We start from the raw sequence: 13,450 nt of genomic DNA on the forward strand, positions 1-13,450 counted from the left end.
CCATCGACCCTCCCATGCAGGCCCTGGTTGCCCGCTACAACAAGTTCCAGGCCTGCCGCTATGGTTTTGATGCGATGCTGGCGGATCCCCAGGCCCGCTGCACGGTGTCCGTGCGTGACAGCCTGGAGCGCCTCCTGGAGTGCGTCTCCGGTGATGCTGCAGCTCTGGGCTGCACAGCCCAGCTGCTTGCCTTGCAGGACATGGTCAGGGTAGGGAGGGGAGATGCTGCGTGGTTGCGGGCCCGGGCTGCCGCGGAAGGAAACCTCCATGACCTGACCCGGGCGGCGGCCGGGTGTTTTGCCCTTCCGTCCCGTTACGCCCGTCCGCACGCCTTGCCGACAGCGTAAGCACGCTGCCTTGCCTCAGAGGGCCTGGAAAGCGAAAATCGCTACGCAGGTGGGGGGCAGGGCTGCCAGCAGCAGACCTACCGGGCTGATGGATTCGTCGTCGAAGGTGGATTTGAGGATGGCAAAGCCCGCAGGATTGGGGGCATTGGCGATGACCGTGAGTCCGCCACCCGTGACGGCACCGGCCACGATCGCGTACTTGAATTCCGGTGAAACCCCCTCGACGAGTGAGGCCAGATAGGTCAGCGCTGCGTTGTCGGTGACGGCCGTCAGGGCGGTGGCCAGGAAGTACAGGAGGGTCGGTTCAACGCCCGTGAGGGTCTGCTGGAGCCACCATTGCTGGAGACCGCCCAGGACCACCAGGCCCGCCAGGAAGAAGGCGACCAGCAGCCCCTCGCGCAGGATCAGGCGACCCTGGTACTGCTTGTACGCTTCGGTGTAGCCCAGGAAGAACAGGAAAAGTCCCATGAACACCACCGGGTGATGGGCAAAGACCACGGCGGCAGCCAGAAAGGCGACGTGAATGCCTGCCACGGTCCGGGGCATTGCGGGGGCCTCGTCGGCAGACTGGGGTTTGCCCTTCTCCGCGATTTCCCTGCGGAAGAACCAGGTCAGCACAACAGCGTTGAATACGACCGCCGAACCGGCTTTCCAGCCGAAATGGGAGAACATGAACAAGGTATCCCACTGCCACTTGCTTGCCACCATCAGTACCGGGGGCGCTGCAAAGTGGGTCAGGGTGCCGCCAATGGAAATGTTGACGAACAGCATTCCTATGGCAGCGTACTTCAGTCGGGTGGACAGGCCATGCCGGAAGTAACCGTCCCGCAGCATCAGTGCAGCCAGGGTCATGGCAGCAGGCTCGGTGATGAAGGAGCCGAGGAGGGGAACCGCGGCCAGGCACAGGAAAAAGACGGCAACCGCCCGATCCGTGGGGATCATGGACGCGATCAGGCGCACCGCCGCCTCCACGGTACACACGATGGGTTTGCTGGCGGCAATCACCATCACCACGAAAACGAACATCGGCTCGGTGAAGTTGCGTCCTTCCAGATAGTCCACGGCGGCACCCTGACCCGACAGCAAGAACAGGGTAAGCATCAGCACGAAGGCCCAGAAGCCGAACACCACCTCCACTTCTGCCAGCAGATGCCACAGCCCCGCATGGCGCGGCTGGATATGTGCCAGGTGGGCAAAGAATTTGGTGGAAAAAGTATGCAGGACCGCCAGCGCAAAGATCACTGCAGCAAGGATTTCTGGTGTGGAGGCGACCGTCGAGGACATGGAAAGGGGGAGCAAATCAAAAATCCTATCACCTGCAGGATGGCCGGGGGCAGTTGTGGAAAACATCTGGCCCCCTCCGGATGAACGGAGGTGCCTTGCTCGACTGTATGCTTCCGGCGGCCAAAACCAGAATGAGAGATTGCAGTGATGGATCATGAAACCGTAGATGCACAGATATCCCCCACCGGGCGCATGGAGATCCTGTCCCGCGCCGAGGCAGCCAAGCTGTCTGCCCAGGACAGCGACGGCCTCCACGCCCTCTTTCGCAACTGCGCCCTGGCGGTGCTCAACTGCGGTAACGAGATGGACGACGGCAAGGAACTGCTGGAGCGTTACCTTGCGTTCGATATCCAGATCCAGCAACGTGCCCGGGGCATCAAGCTGGGTATTACAGGAGCACCGGCAAGTGCGTTTGTTGATGGAGAAATGATCCGCGGCATCCAGGAGCATCTGGTGACCGTCGTGCGGGACATCGTCTATGTGAATCGCGAAATCCGTGGCAATCCCCGTTTTGACTTCCAGTCTTCCGAGGGGATTACGGATGCGGTCTTTCACATCCTGCGTAACGCCAGCGTGCTCCAGCCCATCCGCCAGCCCAACATCGTGGTGTGCTGGGGGGGACACTCGATCCGCCAGGAGGAGTACGAGTACACCAAGCGGGTGGGCTACCAGCTGGGCTTGCGGGGCCTGAACATCTGTACCGGCTGTGGTCCTGGTGCAATGAAGGGGCCGATGAAAGGGGCGGCCATGGCCCACGCCACCCAGCGCATCCATGACGGGCGTTATCTGGGCTTCACCGAGCCAGGCATCATTGCTGCCGAAGCGCCCAATCCGGTGGTCAATGAACTGGTGATCCTGCCGGATGTGGAAAAGCGTCTGGAAGCCTTCGTCCGGACTGGCCACGGCATTGTGGTGTTTCCGGGAGGGGTGGGTACGGCAGAGGAGATCCTCTACATCCTGGGCATCCTGCTGCACCCGGACAATGCTCATCTGCCCTTTCCGCTGGTGTTCACCGGGCCCAGGAGTGCGGAAGACTACTTTGCCCGGATCGATCGCTTCATCGGTCAGACCCTGGGTGAGCCAGCCCGGCAGCGTTACCGGATCATCATTGATGATCCGGAAGCGGTGGCCCGCGAGATGAATATCGGCCTGGGCCAGGTGCGGGATTTCCGCAAGGAAATGCGCGACGCCTACTATTTCAACTGGCTGCTCAAGATCGAGCACGAATTCCAGCAGCCCTTCCATCCGACCCATGAGCGCATGCGCAAGCTCAAGCTCCATCGCCGGCAGCCGGCCCATCTGCTGGCCGCCAACCTGCGTCGGGTCTTTTCCGGCGTGGTGGCGGGCAATGTGAAGAATGAAGGCATCCGGGAGATCGAGAAGCACGGCCCCTTCGAGATCTTTGGGGATCCGGAGATCATGGAGCCAATGGACGAAATGATGGCTTCGTTTGTTGCCCAAGGCCGAATGAAGCTGCCAGGCAAGGCCTATAACCCCTGTTACCGGGTCCTGGCGGCCCAGTAAGTAGTCTTGACTCCTCCCGCGCGGTCAGACGGCAAGGCTGCGCAGATCACCGTCCACCCGCGTGCCGAAGTCGTCGCTCAGCAGGTAAGTGACCAGCTCGGTGGCGGCAGCGGCCGGAGCTCGCAGTTGTCCTTCCTGCTTGAGGATGGTGAAGCGGGAGAGGCCAGGAAACTGGGCCGGATCGCTGGCCCGCACTTCCACCTGCATGTCCGTGTCCAGAACGCCGGGTGCCAGGCTGGCGATACGTACTCCAGGATGTCTTTCTGCAGCAGCAGCTCTGGCATGATGATCCAGGGCTGCCTTGGTGGCCCCATACACGCTCCAGCCTGGATAGACGCTGCGGGCCGCACCACTCGAGATGTGAAGGATGCGGCGGTCGCGGACTTCCGCAGTTACGGCCAGGAAGCCATTGGCGAGCGTCAGGGGGGCCGTCACGTTGACGGCCACCGCTGCGGCAATGGCCTGGGCGTCCTGTTGTCCCAGCATCGCCACGGGCTGCAGGCTCCCGGCATTGTTGATCAGAACAGCCTGATCGGCATCGGCCAGGAAGTGTGCCAGCGCGTTGGTTTTCAGCCAGCTCTGGAGGGAAGAGGGCGAGGCGAGGTCAATCGACTGCTGGGTGAGGCCGGGGGCTTCCGCAAGACGGTTGCGGGACAGGCCCAGTACCTGAAACCCACGGTTCTGGAGCTCTGCCAGCAAGGCGGCCCCCAGGCCTCGGGTGTGGCCGGTCAGAATGGCGCTTCTCTTCATGGAGTGCTCGCGATGCTTTTCTGGAGGCTATGTTTATAGCTGCTCGGTGGTGTGAGATGGATACAGAAGGTCGATGGGGCGGCATTCGATCCTGTCATGGGGCCCGTTCCGGTTTTAAATGTGTGCGGTTTGGAACGTAAAATGGTTCTCTGCTTGAGTTTTTGTTGATTTTATGATTTTTGGGTGTCATTTCCCTTGTTTCTATCTTTATTGACCAAGCCGCCTTGGGCGCACCTCCGGTTGTTTGCCCCGATTGCTTGCGTGGTGCTTGCGCTCGTCCTGCTGCTTTGGGGAGGCATTCTCTACAAGATTCAGGAGGAGCAAAGCCAGCTCGTTCAGACCATCAATACCGCCAACCTCAATCTGGCCCGGGCCTTCGAGGAGCATACCGTCCGCACGATCAAGAGCGCGGATCAGGCTGTGCTGTTTCTCAAGTTCCAGTATGAGCGAAACGGGGCGGCCATCGATGTGGCCGGGTACGTTCGCGAAGGCATGATCATCAGCAGCATTTTCAATCAGGTGGGCGTGATTGACGAGAACGGCGTCTATATCCTGAGCAACCTCCCCAATCACAAGGAAGTTGACTTGTCGGACCGGGAACACTTTCGGGTGCACAAGGACCGGGATACGAATCAGCTCTTCGTCAGCAAGCCTGTGCTTGGACGCGCTTCGGGCAAGTGGTCCATCCAGATGACCCGGCGCATCAACAAGCCGGATGGCCGCTTTGGTGGCGTCGTCGTGATTTCGGTGGATCCGTTCTATTTCTCGGAGTTTTACAGTAGCGTGGACCTGGGCGAGGGAGGCGTGGTCAGCCTGTTCGGCCGGGATGGCATCATCCGGGCCCGCCGGTCCGGGGATAATCTGGAGGTGGGACAGGATGTGTCTGGCGGAGCCCTCATGCGGTACTGGGAGGAAGGATTGTTCTCGGGCAGTTATCTTTTTGCCAGCAAGACCGATGGGGTCCGGCGCTTTTACAGCTACCGCGCCCTCAAGGAGTATCCGCTGGCGGTGGCGGTGGGGGTCCGCGAGGACGTCGCGCTGGCCGATTTCTGGGCGCGTCGCACGGCCTATCTGGCCTATGCAGTGGGAATGAGCCTGGTGGTCATGGTGTTCGGTGGGCTGGCGCTCCACCTGCTCAACCGCCAGTACCGGATTGCGGCAGCCCTGCGGGAGAGCCAGCTCCGGGCCGAAGAGGCGAATCGTGCCAAGTCGGCGTTTCTGGCCTCCATGTCCCATGAACTGCGGACACCTCTCAACGGCATCATGGGTTATGCAGAACTCCTCAAGGACAGTGAGGACGAGGTGACCCGGGAGTTTTCCGGGATCATCCTGAGCAGTAGTGAGCACCTGCTGGCGCTGGTCAATTCGATCCTCGACCTGGCCCGCATGGAGGCCGGGCGCATGGAGCTGACCCTGCGGGATGAGGCTTTTCGACCCTTGATGGACCGGATCCTGAAGATTCACCTGCGCGCAGCGATGGCCAAGGGCCTGCGCCTGGAGTGGCAGGTGGCGGACGGAGTACCTGAATTCTGGCGCTGCGACCCCACCCGCCTGGCCCAGATCCTCAACAACCTGGTGGGCAATGGGCTCAAATTCACGGATGAAGGACAGGTTCGGGTGGTGGCCGACTACGGGGCCGATGTGCTGGAGATCCGTGTGAGCGATACCGGTTGCGGCATTGCCCCAGAGCAGCAGGAACAGGTTTTTGAGCGCTTTCGCCAGGCGGACGCCTTCCTGACCCGCCGTCACCAGGGCTCCGGGCTGGGCCTGGCGCTGGTCAAGGAACTGGTGGCCCTGATGGGCGGAAGCCTCCGCCTGCGTTCGGCGCCGGGCCAGGGGAGTGAATTCGTCCTGCGCTTTCCCCGGGTCCCGACCTGAGCATCTGGATCCGTGGGTCAGTCGCCCCGCAATCCGCTGGACTGGGAGCGTCCGGGGGCGGGCTTGCCCTTGCGGGCCCGCTTTCCAAGCCAGGGCTCCCAGTCCCGGGGGCTGAGGGCCAGTTCCACCGGTTTGCCGCCCCGGGTAGCAGCAAGAAGGGTGAGACTGTTCCGGGCGATGCACACGGCGCTGAGCGCCTCGTCCTCGTCCATTCCCATGATGATCACGCCCTTGCCGCCCCCCGAGAGTTCCTTCATTTGCTCAAGGGGGAAGACGAGCAGCTTGCCGCCCGACGAGAGCGCCGCCAGGTGCTGGTTGTCAGCCTCGTCGTACAGGAGCGGCGGCAGCAGCTTGCTGCCGGCTTCCAGGCTGACGAACTGCTTGCCCGCCCGTTTGGTGGCGCTCATGTCGCCCAGCCGGCACAGAAATCCGTAGCCATCCGCGCTGGCCAGCAGCACCCGCCTGTCGGCAGCACCCGCCAGGACGTGACCGACCCTTGCGCCTGCAGGCAGCTCCATCAAGGAGGCAAGGGGGGCTCCGTTACCCCGGCCGTCGGGAAGTGCCGAGACCGCCACGGTGAGCGCCCGACCTCCGTCGGTCAGGGCAATCAGGGTGTCTACACTCCGGCATTCGAAGGCTGTGCCCAGGCGGTCGCCATCCTTGAAGCTGAGGTTCGCCAGGTCAAGCCCGTGTCCGTTGCGGCAGCGGACCCAGCCTTTTTCGGAGACGATCACGGTGACGGGTTCGTCCACCACGGTCTGGGTGACCCCGGCCCGGGCGGCCTCTTCAACCAGGGTGCGGCGGTCATCGCCGTATTTATCGGCGTCGGCCTTGATTTCCCGGATGACCAGGCGGCGCAGCTTGCCTTCGCTGGCGAGGAGGGTCTCGAGCTCTCCCTTCTCGCCGCGCAGGGTGGCCAGTTCCCGCTCGATCTTGATGCCTTCCAGTCGCGCCAGCTGGCGCAGGCGGATCTCGAGGATGTCTTCGGCCTGGCGGTCGGTGAGCTCGAAGCGGGCCATCAGCGCCGGCTTGGGTTCGTCCGACTCGCGGATGATGCGGATCACCTCGTCGATGTTGAGAAAGACGATGTGACGGCCTTCCAGGATGTGGATCCGGTCGTTCACCTGGTCCAGCCGGTGGATGGTACGACGGCGTACGGTGATGACCCGGCAGCGGCCCCATTCGTGGAGGATGTCGGCCAGGTTCTTCTGCCCTGGGCGCCCGTCCAGACCGATCATCACCAGGTTGATCGAGGCGGAGGTTTCCAGGCTGGTGTGGGCCAGCAGGAGGTTGGCGAATTCGGTGACGTCCTGGTTGCGGCTCTTGGGCTCGAAGACCAGGCGTACCGGGGCGTCCTTGCCGGATTCGTCACGGACCCGGTCGAGTACGCCGAGGAGAATGGCTTTGAGCTGGGCCTGGTCAGCGTCGATGGACTTCTTTCCAGTCTTGGGCTGGGGATTGGTGAGGGTTTCGATCTCGAAAAGCACTTTTTGGGCAGACACGCCCGGAGGCAGTTCGGTGACCACCAGCTGCCACTGGCCGCGGGCGAGGTCTTCCACCATCCAGCGGGCCCGCAGCTTGAGGCTTCCCCGGCCGTTTTCATAGGCCTGGCGGATGTCCGCCTTGGAGGAGATGATCTGGCCTCCTCCCGGGTAGTCCGGTCCTTGGATGTGGGTCATCAGGTCGGCCACCGTTGCATCGGGGTGCTCGAGAGCGTGAATGGCCGCTGCCGCAGCTTCCCGCAGGTTGTGAGAGGGGATCTCGGTGGCCATCCCCACTGCGATGCCTGAGGCGCCGTTGAGCAGCACGAAGGGCAGGCGTGCCGGCAGGAGCTGGGGTTCCGTGAAGGCCCCGTCGTAGTTGGGACGGAAATCCACGGTGCCCCGGTCGATTTCCGACAGCAGCAGCTCGGCGATGGGGGTCAGGCGGCATTCGGTGTAGCGCATGGCTGCAGCCGAGTCTCCGTCCCGGGAGCCGAAGTTGCCCTGGCCATCCACCAGTGGATAGCGCAGGGAAAAATCCTGGGCCACCCGGACCATGGCGTCATAGACGCTGGCGTCGCCGTGGGGGTGGTACTTGCCGATCACGTCGCCGACCACCCGCGCTGACTTGACGTGCTTGCTGCCCGGAGCAAGGCGCATCTCGTTCATGGCAAACAGGATGCGACGCTGCACGGGCTTCAGACCGTCCTCGACCTGGGGCAGGGCGCGGGCCTTGACGACGCTCATGGCATAGGCCAGGTAGGCGCGCTCGGCGTACTGGTCAAGAGGCAGTGCGTCTTCACTGGCACTGAGCTGGGCAGGTGGCGCGGGTGGATCGCCGGCACCGGCGGTCTCCGGCGGAAGGGAGTCGAAAAGATCCGGGGTCTGATTCATGGCGTGAGGCGGCGACTTTCAGCGGCTGAGTGCCGCTCGGTACGGGCGCCCGGGTGGACGCGATAAAGGCCGCAAAAATACCACAGGCGCTGCGCTTTCCCTGCCGGCTGGGCGTGCATGGCACAGTTTTTTCGCTGAACGACAGGCTCGGGCGAGGGCTGAGCGGCACGGCGCCCGTTGATGGGGCGCGGTTTCAGCGGCAGGCGAGGCGGAAGGTGGTGGAAATCGTGTCGTGGTCGAGGCGGCGGCCGATGATGACGATGGTGGTTTCACGTATTTCGCCGGTTGCCCAGGGGCGCCCGTAGTCGAAGCCGGTGATGCGGTGCACCCCCTGGAAAACCAGACGCTGGGCCTGGCCGCGCACCGCGATGATGCCCTTGTAGCGCAGCATGTCGTTGCCGCTTGTAAGGAGCAGTTCCTCGACGAAACTGCCGATCAGGTCCAGGTCCACCTCGCCCGGGTGATGCAGCACCAGCGAGGCGATGTCGTCGTCGTGGCGGATGAAGCTGCGGAAATCGCCGCCGCCCCGGGCGAGGCCGCTGGGGGCCGCCTTGGTGAGGAAGCCCGGGCTTTGCTCGATCACGTCCGAGAGCACGAAGGCATCCAGCGCAAACAGCGCAGCGAGCCCGGCCGGATCGCTCGGCACCCGGTCGACCGGCACCCGCAGGTTGATGCGGGCGAGGCGGGCCTCGAGGGCCGCCAGGGTGTCGGCGGAGAGGCCTTCGGTCTTGGTCAGCAGGACCCGGTCGGCAAAGCCGATCTGGGCTGCGGCGACGCGGTTTTCGTCGAGCTGACGGTCGGCGTGGACGGCGTCGACCACGGCCAGGATGCCGTCGAGTTCGTAGCGTTCGCGCACGCCCTCGTCCACGAAGAAGGCTTGTGCCACCGGGGCTGGGTCGGCCAGGCCGGTGGTCTCGATGACGAGCTGGTCGAAGTCGAGCTCGCCCCGGTCACGCCGGTCGGCGAGGTCGGTGAGGGCGGCGGAAAGCTCGCCGCGCACGCTGCAGCAGATGCAGCCGTTGGCCAGCTCGACCACTTCGACGGCATTCGATCCGGCGATCAGGCCGCCGTCGATGCCCACTGCGCCGAACTCGTTCTCGAGCACTGCGACACGCCGGGCCGGCTGGGTGGCCAGATAGCGGTTGAGGAGGGTGGTCTTGCCGGCGCCGAGGAAGCCGGTGAGGAGGGTGGCGCGGATCGGCGGGCGGGGGATGGCGAGGGGGTTGGACATGGGGGGCACTCAAAGGAAAACCGGCCGGGAGTCTGCCACAAGGGCGGCCTCCCGGCCGGTTGGGTTTGCCGGACGTTCAGCAGCAGCGCCCGGGGCGACCGTCACCGCCGCCGTAGCGGGCCTCCTGGCGTTCCCGGAAGAAGGCTTCGTAGCTCATCACCTCCTTGTCCGGGTGGTTGAGGCGCATGTGCTGCACGTAGGCGTCGTAGTCGGGCATGCCCACCATCAGGCGGGCGGCCTGGCCGAGGTACTTGCCTACGCGGGCGAGGTCGGAGAACACCTGGGTGGCCTCAGTGGCTCGCCGGCATCGGCTCGAAGGGGGTCTCGAGCGTGGTCGGCTTGTTGGAGGACAGCGCGCGCCGGCAGGCCGGGATGGCGTAGGCCAGGATGCTCAGCACCAGCAGGATGAAGAGCGCCGAGAGGGCCGCATCCACGTAGTTGTTGGTGATGATCTGGTGCATCTGCTCCATCGACTTGGCCGGGGCCAGCAGCTCGCCTTTGTCGACGGCAGCCTGATACTTGTTGGCGTTGGCCAGGAAGCCGATCTTCGGGTTGTCGTGGAAGACTTTCTGCCAGCCGGCGGTGAGGGTGCACAGCAGCAGCCACAGGGTGGGCACCACGGTGACCCAGGCGAAGCGCTGACGCTTCATCTTGAACAGCACCACGGTGGCGAGGGTCAGCGCGACGCCGGCCAGCATCTGGTTGGCGATGCCGAACAGCGGCCACAGGGTGTTGATGCCGCCCAGCGGGTCGACCACACCCTGGTACAGGAAGTAGCCCCAGGCCGCCACGCACAGGCCGGTGGCCACCAGGCTGGCGAAGATGGAGTCCATCTTGCGCATCGAGGGCACGAAGGTGCCGAGCAGGTCCTGCAGCATGAAGCGCCCGGCGCGGGTGCCGGCATCGACGGCGGTGAGGATGAAGAGCGCTTCGAAGAGGATCGCGAAGTGGTACCAGAAGGCCATCATCGCCTTGCCGCCGAGGGCGCTGGAGAGGATGTGGGCCATCCCGACGGCCAGGGTCGGGGCGCCGCCGGCGCGGGAGATGATGCTGTTTTCACCCACGTCCCGGGCGGTCTGCAGCAGCATTTCGGGGGTGACCACGAAGCCCCACTGGGAGATCGCCAGGGCGGCACTCTCGGCGGTCTTGCCGATCACCGCGGCCGGGCTGTTCATCGCGAAATACACGCCTGGCTCGATCACCGAGGCGGCCACCAGGGCCATCATTGCCACGAAGGATTCCATCAGCATCCCGCCGTAGCCGATCATGCGGGCGTTCTTCTCGTTGTCGAGGAGCTTGGGCGTGGTGCCCGAGGAGATCAGCGCATGGAAGCCGGAGACGGCGCCGCAGGCGATGGTGATGAACAGGAAGGGGAACAGGCTGCCGGACCACACCGGGCCGGTGCCGTCGACGAACTTGGTGAAGGCTGGCATCTGCAGGGTGGGCGCGACGACGGCGATGCCGATCGCGAGGCCGACGATGGTGCCGATCTTGAGGAAGGTGGACAGGTAGTCGCGCGGCGCCAGCAGCAGCCACACCGGCAGCACCGAGGCGATGAAGCCGTAGCCGATCAGGAGCCAGGTGAGCTGCTTGCCGTCGAAGGTGAACACCGGCCCCCAGGTCGGGCTGGCGGCGATGTCACCGCCGTAGATGATCGAGGCCATCAACAGCACGAAGCCGATGGCGGACATCTCGCCGATGCGGCCCGGGCGGATGTAGCGGCTATACACACCCATCAGGATGGCGATGGGGATGGTGGCGGCCACCGTGAACATGCCCCACGGCGATTCAGCCAGGGCCTTCACGACGATCAGCGCCAGCACCGCGAGGATGATGACCATGATCATGAAGGTGCCGAACAGCGCGATCACCCCGGGGATGGGGCCGAGCTCGGACTTGATCAGGTCGCCCAGGGAACGGCCGTCGCGCCGGGTGGAGATGAAGAGGATCATGAAATCCTGCACCGCGCCGGCAAATACCACCCCGGCGAGGATCCACAGCATGCCCGGCAGGTAGCCCATCTGGGCCGCGAGCACCGGGCCCACCAGTGGGCCGGCGCCGGCGATGGCCGCAAAGTGGTGGCCGAACAGCACGTATTTGTTGGTGGGGACGTAGTCGAGCCCGTCGTTGTGGCGATAGGCCGGGGTCATCCGGGTGGGGTCGAGCTCCATCACTTTGTCGGCGATGAAGAGGCTGTAGTAGCGGTAGGCGATGAGATAGACGCAGACGGCTGCGACGACCAGCCACAGGGCGTTGATGCTTTCACCACGGTTGAGGGCGACGACGCCGAGGGCGCCGGCCCCCAGGATGGCGATTGCTGCCCATCCCAGATGTCGCTGTATGGAGTTCATGATTACCTCGCTTCTCGTTGGGGATGCGCAGGTACGGGCCCGGCCGGCGAGTGGAACGAGGCCGTGGCACTAGGCGAAAGGAATCACCTCGGCTGCTCTACGGGATCTGCCGCGCGGACGGACGTCGACCTGCTTCGCGGCCCGAAGATCAGCGGAACTGCTGATCTTCGGGCCGCGAAGCCATTCTTGCAAACGGGCGAGGGAGGTCAATCAGGGTTTTACGCAGAAAGCGCCTCGAATTGCGTTGGATCAAACGTCGGCTTCGACTGAATCACCTTTTTCTTCCATCCAGGCCCGGCGGCCGGAGGCTTCGCCCTTGCCCATCAGGAGGTTAAACATCTTCAGCGTGTCGTCGAAGGCTTCGGGGCGTACATGCACCGGCAGCACCCGGCGGGTGGCCGGGTCCATGGTGGTTTCGCGCAGCTGCTCGGGGTTCATCTCGCCGAGGCCCTTGAAGCGGCCCACCTCGATGTGCTCGGGCTTGATCCCTTCGTGGCCGAGGCGGTCGCGCAGGCTAGCGAGTTCCTGGTCGTCCAGCGCATACAGGCGCCGCGGCGGGCGTTTTTTGCCGGAGGCGGGTACGTCGAGGCGGTAGAGGGGCGGCTGGGCGACGTAGATGTGGCCGTTCTCGATGAGCTTGGGGAAGTGACGGAAGAACAGGGTGAGCAGCAGGGTCTGGATGTGGGAGCCGTCCACGTCAGCGTCAGACATGATGATGACCTTGCCGTAGCGCAGCTGGGAGAGATCGGCATCGGCACCGGCCGGGTGCGGGTCGACCCCCAGGGCTACCGAGATGTCGTGGATCTCGGCATTGGCAAAGAGCCGTTCGCGGTCCACTTCCCAGGCGTTCTGGACCTTGCCGCGCAGGGGCAGGATGGCCTGGGTATCCTTGTCCCGGGCCATCTTGGCGCTACCACCGGCGGAGTCGCCCTCGACCAAGAAGAGCTCGTTGCGCTCGATGTCCTCGGATTCGCAGTCGGAGAGCTTGCCTGGCAGCACGGCCACGCCGGAGGACTTGCGCTTCTCCACCTTCTGGGCGGCGCGGGCGCGGGCCTGGGCGGCCTTGATGGCAAGCTCGGCGAGCTTCTTGCCGTAATCGACGTGCTCGTTGAGCCACAGCTCGAAGGGGTCGCGGATCATGCGGGAGACAAGCTGCACGGCATCGCGACTGTTCAGCCGCTCCTTGGTCTGGCCCTGGAAGCTGGGGTCGAGAACCCGGGCGGAAAGCAGGAAGGAGGCGCGGCCAAAGGCGTCGTCGGCCGTGAGCTTGACGCCCTTGGGCAACAGGGCGTGGTGGTCGATGAAGTTCTTGATGGCGGTGAACACGCCGTCGCGCAGGCCGGCCTCGTGGGTGCCGCCGGCGGGGGTGGGGATCAGGTTGACGTAGGACTCGCGCACCGGCGCGCCCTCGGCGGTCCACGCCACGGCCCAGGAGGCGCCTTCGCCGGCGGCGAAGGTCTCGTCACCTTTGGAGGCATATTTTTCACCACTGAAGAGGGGTATCAGCGGTTCGTCGGTGAGGGCTTCGGACAGGTAGCCGCGCATGCCCTGCTCAAAAAGCCAGGTCCGGGTGTCGCCACCCTCGATGCAGAGAAACACTTCCAGCCCGGGCATCAGCACGGCCTTGGAACGCAGAAGCCGTTCCAGCTCGCCCCGTGGGAGGTCGGGCGCATCGAAGTATCTGGGGTCCGGCCAGGCGCGTACGGTGGT

The 13,450-nt window shown here is 64.4% G+C and carries 9 protein-coding genes and 1 pseudogene; 3 read left to right on the forward strand and 7 right to left on the reverse strand.

Going from position 1 to position 13,450, the window contains the following annotated elements:
- Nucleotides 1-347: pseudogene (locus PHD22_RS13835) on the forward strand (hypothetical protein); the annotation flags it as partial.
- 15 nt (nt 348-362) lie between these two features.
- Here PHD22_RS13835 and PHD22_RS13840 read toward each other — a convergent pair.
- Nucleotides 363-1,646, reverse strand: coding sequence for a putative Na+/H+ antiporter (locus PHD22_RS13840; protein ID WP_366520739.1), 1,284 nt, complete (start codon nt 1,644-1,646; stop codon nt 363-365).
- Between the two features lie 132 nt (nt 1,647-1,778).
- On the opposite strand from PHD22_RS13840, the gene ppnN reads away from it, so the two are divergent.
- On the forward strand, nt 1,779-3,155 hold the full coding sequence (gene ppnN / locus PHD22_RS13845) for a nucleotide 5'-monophosphate nucleosidase PpnN (protein WP_299867985.1): 1,377 nt from the start codon (nt 1,779-1,781) through the stop codon (nt 3,153-3,155).
- A 24-nt stretch (nt 3,156-3,179) separates the two neighbouring features.
- On the opposite strand, the gene PHD22_RS13850 is transcribed toward ppnN, so the two are convergent.
- A complete protein-coding gene (locus PHD22_RS13850; protein WP_299867987.1) occupies nt 3,180-3,905 on the reverse strand; it encodes an SDR family NAD(P)-dependent oxidoreductase in 726 nt (241 codons plus the stop codon).
- Nucleotides 3,906-4,166: 261 nt separating this feature from the next.
- Between PHD22_RS13850 and PHD22_RS13855 the strand changes: the two genes are divergently transcribed.
- A complete protein-coding gene (locus PHD22_RS13855; RefSeq protein WP_299867990.1) occupies nt 4,167-5,783 on the forward strand; it encodes a hybrid sensor histidine kinase/response regulator in 1,617 nt (538 codons plus the stop codon).
- 17 nt (nt 5,784-5,800) lie between these two features.
- Here PHD22_RS13855 and parC read toward each other — a convergent pair whose 3' ends face one another.
- The 5 genes from parC to PHD22_RS13880 form a co-directional block, all read right to left on the reverse strand.
- Entirely contained in the window at nt 5,801-8,158 is a 2,358-nt protein-coding gene (gene parC, locus PHD22_RS13860; protein ID WP_299867993.1) for a DNA topoisomerase IV subunit A, read from the reverse strand.
- A 193-nt stretch (nt 8,159-8,351) separates the two neighbouring features.
- Nucleotides 8,352-9,389, reverse strand: a complete 1,038-nt coding sequence (locus tag PHD22_RS13865; RefSeq protein ID WP_299867996.1) for a GTP-binding protein — start codon at nt 9,387-9,389, stop codon at nt 8,352-8,354.
- Between the two features lie 76 nt (nt 9,390-9,465).
- Nucleotides 9,466-9,669: a YbdD/YjiX family protein gene (locus PHD22_RS13870; protein ID WP_299867999.1), complete on the reverse strand. Its 204-nt coding sequence runs from the start codon at nt 9,667-9,669 to the stop codon at nt 9,466-9,468.
- 10 nt (nt 9,670-9,679) lie between these two features.
- Nucleotides 9,680-11,740, reverse strand: a complete 2,061-nt coding sequence (locus PHD22_RS13875) for a carbon starvation CstA family protein (protein WP_299868002.1) — start codon at nt 11,738-11,740, stop codon at nt 9,680-9,682.
- A 249-nt stretch (nt 11,741-11,989) separates the two neighbouring features.
- A partial coding sequence (locus tag PHD22_RS13880) for a toprim domain-containing protein (protein ID WP_299868005.1) occupies nt 11,990-13,450 on the reverse strand: 1,461 nt, incomplete at its 5' end.

Origin of the sequence: Zoogloea sp., from assembly GCF_028693495.1 — a bacterium.
GTDB lineage: Bacteria > Pseudomonadota > Gammaproteobacteria > Burkholderiales > Rhodocyclaceae > Zoogloea.

Coding starts and splice junctions, on each gene's coding strand:
- ppnN (WP_299867985.1), top strand. CDS start 1,779: ATGGATCATGAAACCGTAGATGCACAGATATCCCCCACCGGGCGCATG.
- PHD22_RS13850 (WP_299867987.1), bottom strand. CDS start 3,905: ATGAAGAGAAGCGCCATTCTGACCGGCCACACCCGAGGCCTGGGGGCC.
- parC (WP_299867993.1), bottom strand. CDS start 8,158: ATGAATCAGACCCCGGATCTTTTCGACTCCCTTCCGCCGGAGACCGCC.
- PHD22_RS13865 (WP_299867996.1), bottom strand. CDS start 9,389: ATGTCCAACCCCCTCGCCATCCCCCGCCCGCCGATCCGCGCCACCCTC.
- PHD22_RS13875 (WP_299868002.1), bottom strand. CDS start 11,740: ATGAACTCCATACAGCGACATCTGGGATGGGCAGCAATCGCCATCCTG.